Below are 17,140 nucleotides of genomic sequence, written 5' to 3' on the forward strand. Positions count from 1 at the left end.
CAGGGGATACAAGGACCGCGGGCGCCACAGGAACCACAAGAACCACAGATGTCTCCCGCACCCCAGCCCGACGCCGAGGCGCCGTCCCCGCGGCCCTCGGACGCCGAGCGGATGCGTACCGAACCGCTCGACCAGGCACGGACCGACGCCTACCTCCGGCGCATCGGCGCCACCCGGCCGGCGGCGCCCGACGCCGGGGCGCTGCGCGACCTGCACCTGCGGCATCTGCGGGCGGTCCCCTTCGAGAACCTCTCCGTGCACCTCGAAGAGGACATCACCCTGGACCCCAAGGCGCTGGTGGACAAGATCGTCGCGGATTCGCGCGGTGGCTTCTGCTACGAACTCAACGGCGCCTTCGCCGCCCTGCTCCGCGCCCTCGGCTACCGGGTCGACCTCCTCGCCGCCCGGGTCTTCGGCCCGGACGGCCCCGGCATCCCGTACGACCACCTCGCGCTGCGCGTCCACGGCGGCGACGAGCACGACGGCGACGGGCTCGGCGATGACGGGTCCGACGGCGGCGGGAACAACGGGCCGTGGCTCGCCGACATCGGCTTCGGCAGGAACAGCCACCACCCGCTGCGCCTGGACAGCCGCGACGATCAACCCGACCCGGCCGGGGTGTTCCGCATCGAGGAGACCGCCGACGGCGACCTCGACGTCCTGCGGGACGGCCGTCCGCAGTACCGGCTCGAACAGCGGCCGCGCGCGCTGGCGGACTTCGCGGCGGGCTGCTGGTACCACCGCACCTCGCCGGAGTCGCACTTCACCCGGTCCTTGGTCTGCTCCCGGCTGACGGAGTCCGGGCGCGTCACGCTCTCCGGCCGTACGCTCGTGATCACGGCCGCCGACGGCAGCCGCGAGGAGCGCGAGCTGACCGATGCCGAGGTGCTCCCCGCGTACCGCACCCACTTCGGCATCAAGCTGGACCGGATACCGGCCCTGCGCGGCTGACGGCGGTCCGGCGCGAGCCGCACGGCGTACGCCCTACTCGGCCTCCAGCCAGCCCTCGTACTCATCGGCCAGGGCGTCCAGCTTCGCCGGGTCGTGGACGCCTGCCGGGTCCTCGACCACCACCAGCCACTGGGCGTCCTCGGCGTCGTCCTCACCTGCCAGGGCGTCCCGTACGAGCTGGGGCTCCTCGGTGACGCCGAAGCGCTCGGCCAGCGCCTCGGCGACCTCCTCGGCGGAGTCGCGGTCGGGCAGCACCAGAACATGTCGTACATCGCTCACCCGGACATTGTCCGGCAGCGCGGGCCGAGGGCCGAACGGCATTGTCGGTGGGGCGTGGGATGCTGGAGCGCGATGGCCAGGAAGACAGCAAACGACGACCCGCTCGCGCCGATCACGATCGCCGTGGGCCAGGAGGACCTGCTCCTGGACCGCGCCGTGCAGCAGGTGGTGGCGGCGGCCCGCGCCGCCGACGCGGACACCGATGTACGCGACCTCGCGCCCGACCAGCTCCAGCCCGGCACGCTCGCCGAGCTGACCAGCCCCTCGCTGTTCGCCGAGCGCAAGGTCGTGGTGGTCCGCAACGCCCAGGACCTGTCCGCGGACTCGGTCAAGGACGTCAAGGCGTACGTCGGCGCCCCGGTCGAGGAGATCACGCTGGTGCTGCTGCACGCGGGCGGCGCCAAAGGCAAGGGCCTGCTGGACGCCGCCCGCAAGGCCGGCGCGCGGGAGGTCGCCTGCCCCAAGATGACCAAGCCCGCCGACCGCCTGGCGTTCGTGCGCGCCGAGTTCCGTACGGCCGGCCGCTCCGCCACCCCCGAGGCGTGCCAGGCGCTGGTGGACGCGATCGGCAGCGACCTGCGCGAGCTGGCCTCGGCCTGCTCGCAGCTGGTCGCCGACATCGAGGGCACGATCGACGACGCCATCGTCGGCCGCTACTACCGCGGCCGGGCCGAGGCGTCCAGCTTCACCGTCGCTGACCGCGCCGTGGAGGGCCGGGCCGCCGAGGCCCTGGAGGCGCTGCGCTGGGCCATGTCGACGGGTGTCGCCCCCGTCATGATCACCAGTGCGCTCGCCCAGGGCGTCCGCGCCATCGGCAAGCTGGCCTCCGCCCCGCGCGGCGCCCGCCCCGGCGACCTCGCCCGCGAGCTGGGCATGCCGCCCTGGAAGATCGACCGGGTGCGGCAGCAGATGCGCGGCTGGTCGGCGGACGGCGTCGCGACGGCGCTGCTCGCGGTGGCCGAGGCCGACGCGGGGGTCAAGGGCGGCGGCGACGATCCCGAGTACGCGCTCGAAAAGGCCGTCGTCACGATCGCCCGCGCGGCCCGCTCCCGCTGAGGGGCGGGAGCCGCCCCCACCTCATCTGCCCAGCTTCCGCAGCGTCTCCGTCGCGCAGTTCTTGAGCATGCCGGCGACCTGGTCGGTCGTCGGTGGCTTGGCCGAGCCGTTGCGGGAGGTGTAGCTCGACCACGTGATCTGGTACGTCATCCAGCCGTCGCGGACGCCGAGGATCACGTACGAGCCGCTGCTGTCGTCGGACCGGCTGACGAGGTACGCCTCGTCGCCGATGCCGGGCACCGGCGTGACCTTGTACGCGACCGAGCTGCGCTGGCTCTCGTACGCGCGGTAGCCGTCCGCGAACTCCGCCGTCGGATCGGTCTTCTTGTGCAGGGTGGCGGCGCTGTAGACCCAGGTCGAGGAGTAGTCGTTGCTGCCCGCGTCGGACGCCTTCAGCTCCGCGTTGCACCACATCGAGTCCACCGCGCCCTGCTGCACACCGCTGTACTGCGGGTTCTGCGCACTGCTGCCCGACGTGCCGGACGAGCCCGATGTGCCGGACGACGAGGACGAGCCGCCGGCCGGCTTGATCTTGTAGTTCGAGCTCTCGAAGGGCGTGAACGAGGTCCGGTTGCACAGGTCGGAGGTGTACGAGTAGCCCGCCAGATCGGGATCGGGCTGCGCGTCGCCGAAGGCGCCGGCGGCGAAGAGGATCGCGCCGCCCATCGCCGACGCGGCGATCGCCCCGCCGAGCGCCCACAGCCAGTGCTGCGCACTTCCGCCGCCGGAACCGCCGGAGCCACCAGGCCCTCCGGAGCCACCAGGCCCTCCGGAGCCACCAGGCCCTCCGGTCCCGACCGCTCCCGTACCCGCCTGCTGCGGTCCGCCGGCCGCCGGATAGCCGTAAGCACCACCCATGCCGGGACCAGCGCCGGGCCCCACCCCGTACGGATTCTGCTGCGGAAACCCGGGACCGAACGGCCCCGGCCCAGCCCCCGGACCACCCTGTCCCGGCTGGGCAGGCGTGGACGCCGGTGCCTGCTGTGGCGGCTGTGGCTGCGTATACGGATTGTTCGGGTCCCCCGGAATCGACATGCGCGGCAGCGTAACCGACCGGCACGGCACCCAGGCCCCCTGCGGTGACGGGAACCACAGCCACCCCGCCGAATGCGCGGCCGCGCGCGCCCGCACGCCTCCTCATAGCCCTGCGCACGCCTCCCCGTAACCCTGCGCACCGGCACATGCCCTGCGCACCGGCCGTCGCAAGCTCCCCTATACGCCCCCGAACAACAACGGACCCCGCAGCACCCTGGGGAAGGGTGACCGCGAGGTCCGTCGGTTCAAGCTGTATATGCGCCGTACCCGCGTGGCGAACGCTGGCCGTGTGCGGCGCGGTGGTGCACCGGAAGGAGCGGAGAGAGGGGCCGCTGAACCCTTACCGGCAGAGGTGGTACGTCAAGAACAGGTCAGGCCTTGAGGGCCGCGACCTTCTTGGCCAGCGCCGACTTCTTGTTGGCGGCGGCGTTCTTGTGGATGACACCCTTGCTGACGGCCTTGTCCAGCTTCTTGGCGGCCTCGGCCTGGGCGGTGGCGGCCTTCTGCAGGTCACCGGCCTCCACGGCCTCACGGGTGCGGCGGATCGCGGTACGCAGCGAAGACTTCACAGCCTTGTTGCGCTGCCGCGCCTTCTCGTTGGTCTTGATCCGCTTCATCTGGGACTTGATGTTCGCCACGAAAGAGCCTTTTCAGGTTCGTTGGAATTTCGTCTCGCGCCTCGTACGAGAGAGGGCACAAAGCGCAGTGGACCAGGCTACCAGCAGCCTCCACGGCGTCCCAAACCGGACCAGGACCGCCGCGCATGGGACCATGGGGGAGACGAAAAACAACCGAGTCCCGCCTACCCGCGTTCTCTGAATGGACCCTGCGTGCCCGCGACCCCTACGAACGTGCCGGAGCCGAGCCGTACCGACCCGGCTCTCATCCGTAACTTTTGCATCATCGCGCACATCGACCACGGCAAGTCCACACTCGCCGACCGGATGCTCCAGCTGACCGGCGTCGTCGACCAGCGGCAGATGCGCGCGCAGTACCTCGACCGCATGGACATCGAGCGCGAGCGCGGCATCACGATCAAATCCCAGGCGGTCCGGCTGCCCTGGGCCCGCACCGACGAGGACGGTGGCGCGACCCACATCCTCAACATGATCGACACCCCGGGCCACGTGGACTTCACGTACGAGGTCTCGCGCTCCCTCGCCGCGTGCGAGGGCTGCATCCTCCTCGTGGACGCCGCCCAGGGCATCGAGGCGCAGACCCTCGCCAACCTGTACCTGGCGATGGAGCACGACCTCCAGATCATCCCGGTGCTGAACAAGATCGACCTGCCGGCCGCGCAGCCCGAGAAGTTCGCCAAGGAGCTGGCCAACCTCGTCGGCTGCGAGCCCGAGGACGTGCTGAAGGTCTCCGCCAAGACCGGCGAGGGCGTCGCCGAGCTGCTCGACAAGGTCGTCCGCGAGGTACCGGCCCCGGTCGGCGTCAAGGACGCGCCGGCCCGCGCGATGATCTTCGACTCGGTCTACGACGCGTACCGCGGCGTCGTGACGTACGTGAAGGTCGTCGACGGCACGCTGAGCAAGCGCGAGCGCATCAAGATGATGTCCACCGGCGCCGCCCACGAGCTGCTGGAGATCGGCACGAACTCGCCCGAGATGACGGCCGCCGACGGCCTGTCCGTGGGCGAGGTCGGCTACCTGATCACCGGTGTGAAGGACGTCCGCCAGTCCAAGGTCGGCGACACCATCACCCAGCTCAGCAAGGGTGCCGAGACGCCGCTGGGCGGCTACAAGGACCCGAAGCCGATGGTCTTCTCGGGCCTGTACCCGCTGGACGGCTCCGACTACCCGGAGCTGCGCGACGCGCTGGACAAGCTCCAGCTCAACGACGCCGCGCTGGTCTACGAGCCGGAGACCTCCGCGGCCCTCGGCTTCGGCTTCCGCGTCGGCTTCCTGGGCCTGCTGCACCTGGAGGTCATCCGCGAGCGCCTGGAACGCGAGTTCGGCCTCGACCTGATCGCCACCGCCCCCAACGTGGTCTACCGCGTGGACATGGAGGACGGCACCGAGCACGAGGTCACCAACCCCAGCGAGTTCCCGACCGGCAAGATCGACAAGGTCCACGAGCCGGTCGTACGGGCCACGATCCTGGCGCCCAGCGAGTTCATCGGCGCGATCATGGAACTGTGCCAGAACCGCCGCGGCAACCTGCTCGGCATGGACTACCTCTCCGAGGACCGGGTCGAGATCCGCTACACCCTCCCGCTCGCCGAGGTCGTCTTCGACTTCTTCGACCAGCTCAAGTCCAAGACCCGCGGCTACGCCTCGCTGGACTACGAGCCCACCGGGGAGCAGGTGGCCGCCCTGGTCAAGGTGGACATCCTGCTGCACGGCGACCAGGTGGACGCGTTCTCCGCGATCTGCCACAAGGACAAGGCGTACGCGTACGGTGTACGGCTGGTCTCCAAGCTGCGCGAGCTGATCCCGCGGCAGAGCTTCGAGGTGCCGGTCCAGGCCGCCATCGGCAGCCGGGTCATCGCCCGCGAGACCATCCGCGCCATCCGCAAGGACGTGCTCGCCAAGTGCTACGGCGGTGACATCTCCCGTAAGCGGAAGCTGCTGGAGAAGCAGAAGGAAGGCAAGAAGCGGATGAAGATGGTCGGCAACGTGGAGGTCCCGCAGGAGGCCTTCATCGCGGTGCTGTCCTCCGACTCCGACGGCGACTCCAAGGGCAAGAAGTAGCCCACCCGCGGTTTTGCTTTGCGCAGCCCCCGGCCGGTTCCGGTCGGGGGCTGCGTGTTGCGTGCCGTGAGTCGCGTACGCACACGGAACGGCCGTCCGGGCCGTACGGCATCCGGGCGGTCGGCGGGGGAATCGGCGGACAAACGGTTTCCCGGACGCGCGGGGCGGCGTTGTCGTGGGTGGCAGCGGTGTTCCGGGCGGTCCAGGGGGCGCGTCCGGGCGGCATGAGCGCCGTGCCGCCGAGGAGACCGTGCCGGAAAGGGATACGCATGAAGTACGTCAAGACCGCCGCGCTGCTCGCCGGCGCCGCGCTGTCGGTGGGCGTCGCCACGCCCGCCTCCGCCGACCGGACCGGGGCGGAGAAGTTCAAGAGCGGCGTCGTGGGAACGGCCGGAGAGGTGCAGCGGGCCGTCACCTCCCTCGGCGACGCGGCGAAGAAGATCAACGGCACACTGCGCGGCGACGAGCACGTCGGCCACATGATCGGCGATTCGGCGACGTCGAACGCGCCCAGCGCGGACGGCATCGGGCTCCAGGCCGCTTCGATGGGGCGCTGAACCTGGTTCACCGGCGGGCTGTACTGGGTTCACTGGGCCGCTGTACCCGGCTCACCGGGGCGTTGGGTCCGCTTCGGCGGGGCGTTGGGTCCGCGTCGGCGGGGCGTTGGGTCCGCGTCGGCGGGGCGCTGACCCGCTGCCGTAGCCAACACCGAACCTGTCCGGGCCGGGCCCGTCGCGGCCCGGACGGAACCGGTCCCCTTGCGCACCCCGGGAAGCGGGACGGACAAGTACGGAATCAGCCTCGGGCCCCCGGGAGCCGGGAGCCGGGAGCCGGGACAAGTACGGAACCAGCTTCACGAGCCCCGAGGGCCGGCGTCACGAACCCTAAGAACCGGCTTCACGGGCCCCAGGAACCGGCCTCACGCACCCCCGAAAGCCTCTCGGGAAGCCCGCACCGCGCCCGCACCGAGCCCACTCCAAGCCCCTCCCCCCACCCACCCCAGCCGAAATCTGTACCCACCAAACATCGCGCTGGTCACATCCTGAACCAGTCGGTCGCAGCCCCTTACGCCATGGCGCGACGCGTTCTAGTCTGATCACTGCTCGAAGGTTACTCGCGAGTCACCAGCAACGTAGCGGGCCCCGGAGGATGCCGTGACGGACACCCAGACGCTGATCGAGAACCGGCCACCTTCCGTGGCGACCCTCTTCCTGGAGCGTGTCGCGGCAACCCCCGACCACGAGGCGTACCGCTACCCGGTGCCGTCCGCCGCGGGCCGGGGGCCTGCCGACTGGAAGGTGCTGAGCTGGGCCGATGCCGCCCGGCGGGTGTATGCGATGGCCGCCGGGCTGATCTCGCTGGGGGTGCGGCCCGAGGAGCGGGTGGCGCTCGCGTCCAGTACCCGCGTCGAGTGGATCCTCACCGACCTCGGTGTGCTGTGTTCCGGCGCTGCCACCACCACCGTCTACCCCAGCACCAACGCGGAGGAGACGGCGTTCATCCTCGCCGACTCCGGCAGCCGGGTGCTGATCGCCGAGGACGCGGCCCAGCTCGCCAAGGCCCGCGAGAAGCGCGCCGAACTGCCGGAGCTGGCGCACGTCGTCGTCATCGACGAGGCCGGCGCGCGGTCCGCCGAGGGCGACCCGGAGGACTGGGTACTCTCCCTCGCCGAGCTGGAAAAACGCGGCGCGGCGCACCTGGAGAAGCACCCGGAGTGCGTCAAGGAGCAGGTCGCGGCGCTGCGCGCCGACCAGCTCGCGACGCTGATCTACACCTCGGGCACCACCGGCCGCCCCAAGGGCGTACGGCTGCCGCACGACTGCTGGGCGTACATGGCGCGCGCGATCCAGGCGACCGGCCTGGTCACCGAGGACGATGTGCAGTACCTGTGGCTGCCGTTGGCGCACGTCTTCGGGAAGGTGCTGACCGCCGGGCAGATCTCCGTCGGGCACGTGATCGCGGTGGACGGCCGGGTCGACAAGATCATCGAGAATCTGCCGGTGGTGCGGCCGACCTATATGGCGGCCGTGCCGCGGATCTTCGAGAAGGTCTACAACGGCGTGGTGGCCAAGGCCCGGGAGGGCGGCGCCGCCAAGTACAAGATCTTCCAGTGGGCGGCGGGTGTGGCCCGCGAGTACGCCAAGGCCTCCCAGGACAACTTCCGGCGCACCGGCAATGCTTCCGTCCCCTTCGTGCTCGGCGCCAAGCACAAGATCGCCGACGCGCTCGTCTACGCCAAGCTGCGGGAGGCGTTCGGCGGCCGGCTGCGCGCCGCGGTCTCCGGCTCCGCCGCGCTCGCGCCCGAGATCGGCTACTTCTTCGCGGGCGCCGGCATCCACATCCTGGAGGGGTACGGCCTGACCGAGTCCAGCGCGGCCAGCTTCGTGAACCCGGGCGAGGCCTACCGTACGGGCACGGTCGGCAAGCCGCTGCCCGGCACGGAGGTGCGGATCGCCGAGGACGGCGAGGTGCTGCTGCGCGGGCCCGGCATCATGGAGGGCTACCACGGGCTGCCGGAGAAGACGGCCGAGGTGCTGGAGTCGGACGGCTGGTTCCACACCGGGGACATCGGCGAACTGTCCCCGGACGGCTACCTGCGGATCACCGACCGCAAGAAGGACCTGATCAAGACCTCCGGCGGCAAGTACATCGCGCCGGCCGAGGTCGAGGGGCAGTTCAAGGCGGTCTGCCCGTTCGTCTCCAACGTGCTGGTGCACGGCGCCAACCGGAACTTCTGCACCGCGCTGATCGCCCTCGACGAGCCGACGATCATGGGCTGGGCCGCCGAGCACGGGCTCAAGGGCCGCACGTACGCCGAGGTCGTGGGCGCGGCGCAGACCCGCGAGCTGATCGACGGGTACGTGGAGCGGGTCAACGAGGGGCTCCAGCGCTGGCAGCAGATCCGCAAGTTCCGGCTGCTGCCGCGGGACCTGGACATCGAGCACGGCGAGGTGACGCCCAGCCTCAAGATCAAGCGGCCGGTGGTGGAGCGGGCCTTCAAGGACCTGCTGGAGGAGATGTACGAGGGCGCGCGCGAGGCGTGACGGGCGGACGGCGCGCCGCCGGTACGGACCGGTCCGTACCGACTGCGCTCCGCCGCTACGGCCCGGGCCGTGCCGACTGCGCGCCGCCGGCACGGCCACCGGGGGACCGATGGCCGTACCGGCGGCACCACCCGGCCTACCGGCCGCTGCCCGGCGTACGGGCTGGTGTGCCCGGGCGTACGGGCAAGTACCCGCCCGGCGCGCCCCTACCGCCTACCGCCCCCGCCGCAGCGCCCGTACCGAATCCGCCATGCGCGCCACGCTCTCGCCCAGGTCGCGCTCGGTGGGGTCGTCGCTGGCGGAGAGGCGGCGCTCGATCTCGGAGATACGGTCCGCCAATTCGGCCATCCGGGCATGGTCCTGCTTTATGAGCCGGCGCAACTGCCGGTTTTTCCGGTGCAGATCGAGGAACACGTTGACCTTGGCGCGCAGCACCCACGGGTCGAAGGGTTTGGTGAGGTAGTCGGCGGCGCCGGTCGAATAGCCGCGGAAGGCGAAGCCGGAATCGCTTTCCGTACCGGTCAGGAAAATGATCGGGATGTCTTTCGTCTGGTCGAGACGCTTGATGTTGGAGGCGGTCTCGAAGCCGTCCATGCCGGGCATGAGGATGTCCAGCAGGACGACCGCGAATTCCTGCCGCAGCAGCGCTTTCATCGCCTCTTCACCGGAGCGGGCCCGGACGAGGGGTTCGCCGAGCGAGCCCAGGACCGCTTCCAGGGCGGCGAGGTTGTCTTCCATGTCGTCGACAAGGAGGATGCCCGCCCGGTCGTCGGTTCCGGCGGCGTCGGTGTCGGGTGCATGGGTCATGATGGGCCTTCGGTGCCTTGGGACCTCGAAGAGGTCGCGTCGGGGTCTTGCTTGCCTGATTCACCGCCCGGGGCCGGGGCGCCGGAGCCGTGCCGGGACAGGAGCTCGACGGCCACGGTCAGCAGGCGGTCCACGTCGACGGGTTTGGGTACGTATTCGTTGGCTCCGCTCTCCAGGGATTTCTCGCGGTCCCCGGGCATCGCTTTCGCCGTCAGGACGATGACGGGCAGATTCGCGAACCGCGGTGTCCGCCGGATCGCGCGAATGGTTTCGTAGCCGTCCAGCTCCGGCATCATGATGTCCATCAGGACCAGGTTGACGCCGGGATTCTTCTCCAGCATCTCGATGCCTTCCCGGCCGTGTTCGGCGTAGAGCACCCGCATGCCGACCCGGCTCAGGACATTCGTGAGGGCGAAGACATTGCGGATGTCGTCGTCGACGACCAGGACCTGGCAGCCGGACAGCAGGGGGCCCGTGGGCCCGCTCACCCAGTCCTCCAGCCGGGAGCTGGTCGGCCATGGCGCGTCGTCGCGCGCGGCGGGCGGGCCGGACCGCGGGTGGTGCCGCGGGGTCTTCGCCAGTTGCAGGGCACCGTCCACGTGCTGCTCGGGGTCGCCGGGCAGGGCGTCGAGCGGTTCGGCGTACCCGGGGCACTCGATGGGGACGTGCAGGGTGAAGACGCTGCCGACGCCGGGGCGGCTGCTCGCGGTGATCCGGCCGCCGAGCAGCCCCGCGATCTCCCGGCTGATCGACAGGCCGAGGCCCGTGCCGCCGTACTTGCGGTTGGTGGTCCCGTCCGCCTGCTGGAACGCCTCGAAGATGACCGGCAGCTTCTCCGGGGCGATGCCGATGCCGGTGTCCGTGACGGTGAAGGCGATCGACCCGTCGCCGGACCGGTCCACCCGCAGGTCGATCTTCCCGGCGGCGGTGAACTTCACCGCGTTGGAGAGCAGGTTGCGCAGCACCTGCTGGAGGCGCTGCTCGTCGGAGAACAGCTCCTTGGGGACGTTCTCGCTCACCGACACCTCGAAGGCCAGCCCCCGGTCGAGGGTCAGCGGCCGGAAGGTGTCGTGGACGTAGTTGAGCAGCTTGATCAGCGGCAGCCGCTTGGGCCGTACGTCCATCCGGCCCGCCTCGATCTTGGACAGGTCGAGGATGTCGTTGATCAGCTGGAGCAGGTCGGACCCGGACCGGTGGATCGTGATCGCGAACTGCACCTCCTGCTCGTTCAGGTGCCCGTCCGGGTTGTCGGCGAGCAGCCGGGCGAGGATGAGCAGCGAGTTGAGCGGGTTGCGCAGCTCGTGCGACATGTTCGCCAGGAACTCGGACTTGTACTGGGACGAGCTGGCCAGCAGCGCCGCCTTCTCCTCCAGCTCCTCGTTCGAGCGCTGGAGCTCGGCCTGCCGCCGCTGGAGTTCGCCGGTGCGCTCCTGGAGCTGGCGGGCCAGCCGCTGGGACTCGCCGAGCAGGGATTCCGTACGGGAGTTGGCGACGATGGTGTTGATGGCCACGCCGATGGTGTTCACGAACTGGTCGAAGAAGGCCAGGTGGACGTCGGAGAAGCGGGAGAAGGAGGCCAGTTCGATCACGCCGAGCGTCTGGTCCTCGAAGAGCACCGGGATGATGACGACGGTCGCCGGGTTGGCCTCGCCCAGCCCGGAATTGATCTTGATGTAGTCCGGCGGCGCGTCCTCCACCAGGATGCGCTTCTTCTCCAGCGCGGCCTGGCGCACCAGGCCGTGGTCCAGGGAGCCCGGTGTGTCGATCGTGGCGTCCTGCGACGAGCCGTACCCGGCGATGAAGGCCAGCTGCATGTCGTCGCGGTCGGTGTCGGCCAGGAAGAAGGCGCCGTACTGGGCGTTCACCAGGGGGGTCAGCTCGCGCAGGATCAGGTCGGCGACCTCCATCAGGTCCCGGTGGCCCTGCATCAGGCCCGCCAGCCGGGCCAGGTTCGACTCCAGCCAGTCCTTGGCGCGGGTGGTCTCGCGGAGATTGGAGACCATCAGGTTGATGTTGTCGCGCAGCTCGGCGACCTCGCCCTGGGTCTCGACGGTGACCGTACGGGTCATGTCGCCGGACGCCACCGCGGAGGCCACCTCGGCGATGGCCCGCACCTGGGTGGTGAGGTTCGACGCCAGCTCGTTGACGTTCGTCGTCAGGCGCTTCCAGGTGCCGTACACGCCCTCGACCCGCGCCTGGCCGCCCAGCTGCCCCTCGCTGCCCACCTCGCGCGCCACGCGGGTGACCTCGGACGCGAACGACGACAGGGTGTCGACCATTGTGTTGAGCGTCGTCTTCAGCTCCAGGATCTCGCCGCGCGCGTCCACGTCGATCTTCTTGGACAGGTCGCCCTGCGCGACGGCGGTGGCCACCAGGGCGATGTTGCGCACCTGGGTGGTCAGGTTGGACGCCATGAAGTTGACGTTGTCGGTGAGGTCCTTCCAGACGCCGGAGGCGCCGCGGACCTGGGCCCGGCCGCCGAGGTTGCCTTCCGTGCCGACCTCACGCGCGACCCGCGTGACCTCGTCGGCGAACGCCCGCAGCTGCTCCACCATCGAGTTGACGGTGTCCTTGAGCTCCAGGATCTCGCCGCGTGCGTCGACCGTGATCTTCTTCGACAGGTCGCCGTCGGCCACCGCCGTGGTCACCTGCGCGATGTTGCGCACCTGGGAGGTGAGATTGGACGCCATGAAGTTGACGTTGTCGGTCAGGTCCTTCCACACGCCGGAGGCACCGCGCACCTGGGCCTGCCCGCCGAGGTTGCCCTCGGTGCCGACCTCGCGGGCGACGCGGGTGACCTCGTCGGCGAAGGCGGAGAGCTGGTCGACCATCGTGTTGATCGTCGACTTCACCTCCAGGATCTCGCCCTTCGCCTCGACCGTGATCTTGCGGCCCAGGTCGCCCTCCGCGACCGCCGTCGCCACCAGGGCGATGTTGCGTACCTGGGAGGTGAGGTTGTCGGCCATGAAGTTGACGTTGTCGGTGAGGTCCTTCCAGACGCCCGACACACCGCGTACGTGCGCCCGGCCGCCGAGCCGCCCCTCGGTGCCCACTTCGCGGGCGACGCGGGTGACCTCGTCGGCGAAGGCGGAGAGCTGGTCGACCATCGTGTTGACGGTCAGCTTCAGCTGGAGGATCTCGCCGCGCGCGTCCACCGTGATCTTCTGGCTGAGGTCGCCGTTGGCCACGGCCGTGGTCACTTGCGCGATGTTGCGCACCTGGCTGGTCAGGTTGGACGCCATGAAGTTGACGTTGTCGGTGAGGTCCTTCCAGACGCCCGACACGCCCCGCACCTGCGCCCGGCCGCCCAGCTGCCCTTCGGTGCCGACCTCGCGGGCGACGCGGGTGACCTCGTCGGCGAAGGCGGAGAGCTGGTCGACCATCGTATTGACGGTCAGCTTCAGCTCCAGCAGTTCGCCGGCCGCCTCGACCGTCACCTGCCGGGTCAGGTCGCCGCGCGCCACCGCCGTGGTCACCAGCGCGATGTCGCGCACCTGGGCGGTGAGCCGGGCCGCCATCGTGTTGACCGCCTCAGTCACGTCCCGCCAGCTCCCGGACAGCCCGGCCACCTTGGCGCGCCCGCCGAGCCGGCCTTCCGTACCGGACTCGCGGGCCACCCGGGTGACCTCGCCGGTGAACAGTGACAGCTGATCGACCATACGGTTGACCGCCCGGCCGAGCCGTCGGCGGTCGCCGCGCAGCGGGCGGTTGCCGTCGTGCAGGTCCACCCGCTGGGTCAGGTCGCCGCCCGCCACCGCGTCCAGCACCTGGGTGGCCTGGGTGGTCGGGATGACCAGCGCGTCGATGATGGCGTTGGCGGCCTGGACGGAGGTGGCCCAGGTGCCGGGGCCCGGGCTGGCGGACATCCGTTCGTCCAGCCGGCCCTGGCGTACGACCTCCGACCGGAGGCGTAACAGCTCGTCGGACAGATGCTGGTTGCGGGCGGCTATCTGGTTGAACACCGCGGACAGTTCCGCCACCAGACCTTCCTGCGCCACTGGCAGTCGAGTCCGGAAATCTCCGGCCGCCATTGACGCCAAGGCGGTCAGAAGCGGTCGCAAGTCGGCCACACGGACCACATCACCACTCGACTCCGGGGACACTCGGGGCACTGCCGAATCGACCGCCATGGCTTCCCACTTCAGTAACTCGGTGCTTATGGGTGCGCTCAGTCTGTCACTCTGGGCGTGGCGTATTCGGCGCTATTGCGGAACTGCTCGGGAGTTGCTCAATGCGGACGACAACTTCGTCAGACAGGGACGTCCCGGACCGGGGCGCCGCGGTGGCCAGGGAGTGGCCCCGCCCCGGTCAGGGTGCGCCCGGCGGGGCGCCGGCCCCCGGGGGCACTCCTGCCCGGACCGCCCCGGCGGCCTGCGACCGGACGGGCCCGCAGGTCAGGACCGAAGCAGTCGCCGGCAGAACTCAGGCGGAGCGTTCCGGCGGACTTCCCGAAGGAGGCGGGCCGGTGGATTCCCGTGGGAAAGCGGCCAGGAAGGCGGCCGGCACGACGAATCCGGCCAGGGGAACGGGGGCGGCACGGGTGAGGGATTCGGCCATGGGCGGGGACGCGGGGGCGGGAGCGGGGACGCCGGAGGACGGCGGGGCGGAGGGCGCCGGTCCGGAAGGTGCGATTCCGAAGGGTGCGATTCCGAAGGGGTCGGGACTGGAGGGTGCGGGACTGGAGGGCGTCGTACGGAAGGGTGGCGCACGTGGGTCCGGCGCCCGGGAACCCACCGCTGCCGAGGAGGGCGTCGTACGGGAAGGTGGCGCCCACAGGCGCGCCACCCGGAAGTCCGCCGCTACTGAGGGACCCGGTGCGAAGCCCGCTGCCCGCAAGTCCACCGCCTCCAAGAAACCCGGTACGGAGCCCGCCACCCGGAGGCCCGCCGCCTCCAAGAAACCCGGCGCGGAGCCCGCCACCCGGAAACCGACCGCCCCCGAAGAGCCCACCACTCCGGAGCCCACCACCCACCAGGCCCCCACAACCCAACAGAACCCCACCCCCCAAAACCCCACCCCCATAAACCCCACCCCCGCCCCCGGCACCGTCTCCGCCGCTCTCCCGGAGGCGCCCGATCCGCCCGCCGGGCCACCGGCCGGCGGACCGCGTCGTGAGCGGCGGGGCCCCCCCCCCCCCGCTCCGCGGAGCGGCGGGCCCCGTCCACCCGTGATCAGCGCGGTGGCCAGGGCAAGCGCGACGGACGAGGCGGCCGGGCCTGGCGTGGCGGGCGGGAGCGCTGTGATGCCCGGGACAGCGTCCGCCGGTCGAGCCTGCCCGGCAACCCGCGTGCCGCCGCGGCGGCACGCCAGTTCGTCCGCGCCGTCCTGGCCGACTGGCTCTCCCGGTCGCTGCCCGGCGCCGACACCATCGGCGACCGCCTCGCCGACGAAGCGGTTCTGCTGGTCAGCGAGCTGGTCACGAACGTCGTCGTACACGCCGGGACCACCGTCGAGCTGCTGTGCCGCCTGGAGACCGACCCCGCGGCGGACGGCGGGCGCACCGCGGTCGTCGTCGAGGTGTCCGACCACCATCCGGCCCGTGCCGTACGGGCGCGCCAGGCGTCCTCCGTGGACGAGACCAGGGGCCACGGCCTGCAACTGGTCGGCGCGGTCGCCGAGTCCTGGGGCATCACGTACCGGCGCGACCTGAAGACCGTGTGGTTCCGGCTCCTGGCCGGGGCCCACGACCGTACGTACGGCCCGCGGGCCCGCTTCTCCCACGACGACCCGGACCTCCAGCGCGACCTGCGGGCCGCCGAGCTGCTGGCCCCCGCGCCCGTCCGCCGGTCCCCGGCGCGGCGCACCGACGCCGACTGGATCAACCACGGCGCCCTGTCCTTCCTCGCCGAGGCCTCCGACCTGCTGTCCGGACAGCTCGACGAGGAACAGGTGGCGCTGCTGGCCGCGCAGCTGGTCGTACCGCGGCTCGCCGACTGGTGTGCGATGTGGCTGTACGACGGCGGCGGCCGGGACAGTTCCGGCGCGCCGCCACGCCTCGCCCGCGTCTGGCACTCCAGCGAGGGCCGCATCGACGCGCTCCGTATGGCCCTGGAGAAGGACCCGCCGGTGCTGCCGGTGCCCGGTCCGCAGCGGGACGGCGCCGGTTCCGCGGTGCCCTGGCCCTGGCCGCAGGAGCCGAGCGGGTACGGGCCGGGCGGCGCCGCGCTGGCCTGCCGGCTGCTGGCCGGCGGCCGCGACCAGGGCACGCTGCTGCTCGGCCGCGCCGGGCTGATGCGCTTCCCCGACGAGGTCGTGGGCCTGATAGAGGACCTGACCCGGCGGGTCGCCCGCGCCGTCGCCACCGCCCGCGCGTACCGCAACCAGGAGCGGATCAGCCAGGTACTGCAACGCCGCCTGCTGCCCCGGGGCAGGCCCGCCGTCCCCGGCATGGAGTCCTCCGTCGTCTACGAACCGCGCGAGGGCGCCTGGGCCGGCGGCGACTTCTGGGACCTGTTCGACGCCGGGGACGGGCGCTGGTGCTTCGCCCTCGGCGACGTGTGCGGCAGCGGCCCGGAGGCCGCCGCGGTCACCGGCCTCGCGCGGCCCGTCCTGCGGCTGCTGGCCCGCGACGGGTACGGCGTCGGCGAGGTGCTGGACCGGCTCAACAAGACGATGGCCCGCGAGGCCGCGGACTCGGTGGCCGCCGTCGCCGCGGCGGTCGCGGCGGCGGGCCCCGGCCTGGACGCCGCCGTAGAACTGCGCGCCGAGGCCGAGCAGACGCGTTTCCTCTCCCTCCTGTACGGCGAGATCGTGCCGCACGCCGACGGCACGGCGGGCGCCCGGTGCACCCTGGCCAGCGCCGGACACCCGCTGCCGCTGGTCCTCGGCACGGACGGCGGGGTACGGGTCGCCGCGGCGCCGCAGATGCTGCTCGGGGTGGTGGAGGACACGTCGTACGAATCCGAGTCCTTCGACCTGGCGCCCGGTGAGACGCTGCTGTGCGTCACGGACGGCGTGACCGAGCGGCGCTGCGGCCACCGGCTGTTCGACGACGATGACGGCCTGGCCGGCCACCTCACCGACTGCGCCGGCCTGGGAGCCACCGCCGTCGCCGAGCACATCCGGCGGGCGGTCCACGCATTCGCCGCCACGCCGCCGGACGACGACCTGGCGCTGCTGGTGCTCCAGGCGACGGAGCGGCGGTAGGGGGCGCCGGGGCGGGACCTACCCGGCTCGGCGCGCCGGGGCGGGGCTCTCCTTCGCTCGAAGCGCGCAGGGGCGGGGCTCCCCCCTCGCTCGAAGCGCGCAGGGACAGCGGCCCACCCGGCC

The 17,140-nt window shown here is 71.3% G+C and carries 11 protein-coding genes; 6 read left to right on the forward strand and 5 right to left on the reverse strand.

Annotation, left to right across the window (positions count from 1 at the left end):
* Window positions 1-111: 111 nt before the first annotated feature.
* Complete coding sequence (locus tag IH45_RS0134440; protein WP_030677855.1) at window positions 112-951, forward strand: arylamine N-acetyltransferase family protein; 840 nt, start codon at window positions 112-114, stop codon at window positions 949-951.
* A gap of 33 nt (window positions 952-984) precedes the next feature.
* On the opposite strand, the gene IH45_RS0134445 is transcribed toward IH45_RS0134440, so the two are convergent.
* Window positions 985-1,230: a hypothetical protein gene (locus tag IH45_RS0134445; protein ID WP_030677859.1), complete on the reverse strand. Its 246-nt coding sequence runs from the start codon at window positions 1,228-1,230 to the stop codon at window positions 985-987.
* A 72-nt stretch (window positions 1,231-1,302) separates the two neighbouring features.
* Here IH45_RS0134445 and holA point away from each other — a divergent pair, with 72 nt between their 5' ends.
* Window positions 1,303-2,286 (forward strand): DNA polymerase III subunit delta, encoded by a 984-nt coding sequence (holA, locus tag IH45_RS0134450; protein WP_030677862.1) that lies wholly within the window; start codon window positions 1,303-1,305, stop codon window positions 2,284-2,286.
* Between the two features lie 21 nt (window positions 2,287-2,307).
* Here holA and IH45_RS0134455 read toward each other — a convergent pair whose 3' ends face one another.
* Window positions 2,308-3,144: a hypothetical protein gene (locus IH45_RS0134455; protein ID WP_234440786.1), complete on the reverse strand. Its 837-nt coding sequence runs from the start codon at window positions 3,142-3,144 to the stop codon at window positions 2,308-2,310.
* A gap of 548 nt (window positions 3,145-3,692) precedes the next feature.
* A complete protein-coding gene (gene rpsT / locus IH45_RS0134460; protein ID WP_030023016.1) occupies window positions 3,693-3,959 on the reverse strand; it encodes a 30S ribosomal protein S20 in 267 nt (88 codons plus the stop codon).
* A gap of 192 nt (window positions 3,960-4,151) precedes the next feature.
* On the opposite strand from rpsT, the gene lepA reads away from it, so the two are divergent.
* From lepA to IH45_RS0134475, 3 genes are all read left to right on the forward strand, one after another.
* Window positions 4,152-6,020, forward strand: a complete 1,869-nt coding sequence (gene lepA / locus IH45_RS0134465) for a translation elongation factor 4 (protein ID WP_030677870.1) — start codon at window positions 4,152-4,154, stop codon at window positions 6,018-6,020.
* A gap of 269 nt (window positions 6,021-6,289) precedes the next feature.
* The gene (locus IH45_RS0134470) at window positions 6,290-6,577 is read left to right on the forward strand and encodes a hypothetical protein (RefSeq protein ID WP_030677872.1); all 288 of its coding nucleotides are present in this window, start codon (window positions 6,290-6,292) and stop codon (window positions 6,575-6,577) included.
* Between the two features lie 597 nt (window positions 6,578-7,174).
* Window positions 7,175-9,064 carry an AMP-dependent synthetase/ligase gene (locus IH45_RS0134475; RefSeq protein WP_030677875.1) on the forward strand — a complete coding sequence of 630 codons (1,890 nt, stop codon included), beginning with the start codon at window positions 7,175-7,177 and terminating at the stop codon, window positions 9,062-9,064.
* Between the two features lie 213 nt (window positions 9,065-9,277).
* Here IH45_RS0134475 and IH45_RS0134480 read toward each other — a convergent pair whose 3' ends face one another.
* Window positions 9,278-9,871, reverse strand: a complete 594-nt coding sequence (locus IH45_RS0134480; RefSeq protein ID WP_030677879.1) for a response regulator — start codon at window positions 9,869-9,871, stop codon at window positions 9,278-9,280.
* Entirely contained in the window at window positions 9,868-13,902 is a 4,035-nt protein-coding gene (locus tag IH45_RS0134485; protein ID WP_394298727.1) for a HAMP domain-containing protein, read from the reverse strand. Before IH45_RS0134485 ends, IH45_RS0134480 begins: the two co-directional genes overlap by 4 nt.
* 1,240 nt (window positions 13,903-15,142) lie before the next feature.
* On the opposite strand from IH45_RS0134485, the gene IH45_RS0134490 reads away from it, so the two are divergent.
* Window positions 15,143-17,017: an ATP-binding SpoIIE family protein phosphatase gene (locus tag IH45_RS0134490; RefSeq protein WP_030677884.1), complete on the forward strand. Its 1,875-nt coding sequence runs from the start codon at window positions 15,143-15,145 to the stop codon at window positions 17,015-17,017.
* Window positions 17,018-17,140: the final 123 nt, after the last annotated feature.

The organism is Streptomyces rimosus subsp. rimosus, assembly GCF_000720725.1.
In the GTDB taxonomy this organism is placed as follows: Bacteria; Actinomycetota; Actinomycetes; order Streptomycetales; family Streptomycetaceae; genus Streptomyces; species Streptomyces rimosus_A.

What these genes read in the sequence shown, in the direction of transcription:
- IH45_RS0134440 (WP_030677855.1), top strand. Translation starts at nt 112, where the DNA reads ATGCGTACCGAACCGCTCGACCAGGCACGGACCGACGCCTACCTCCGG.
- holA (WP_030677862.1), top strand. Translation starts at nt 1,303, where the DNA reads ATGGCCAGGAAGACAGCAAACGACGACCCGCTCGCGCCGATCACGATC.
- IH45_RS0134455 (WP_234440786.1), bottom strand. Translation starts at nt 3,144, where the DNA reads ATGGGTGGTGCTTACGGCTATCCGGCGGCCGGCGGACCGCAGCAGGCG.
- IH45_RS0134470 (WP_030677872.1), top strand. Translation starts at nt 6,290, where the DNA reads ATGAAGTACGTCAAGACCGCCGCGCTGCTCGCCGGCGCCGCGCTGTCG.
- IH45_RS0134480 (WP_030677879.1), bottom strand. Translation starts at nt 9,871, where the DNA reads ATGACCCATGCACCCGACACCGACGCCGCCGGAACCGACGACCGGGCG.
- IH45_RS0134485 (WP_394298727.1), bottom strand. Translation starts at nt 13,902, where the DNA reads ATGGCGGCCGGAGATTTCCGGACTCGACTGCCAGTGGCGCAGGAAGGT.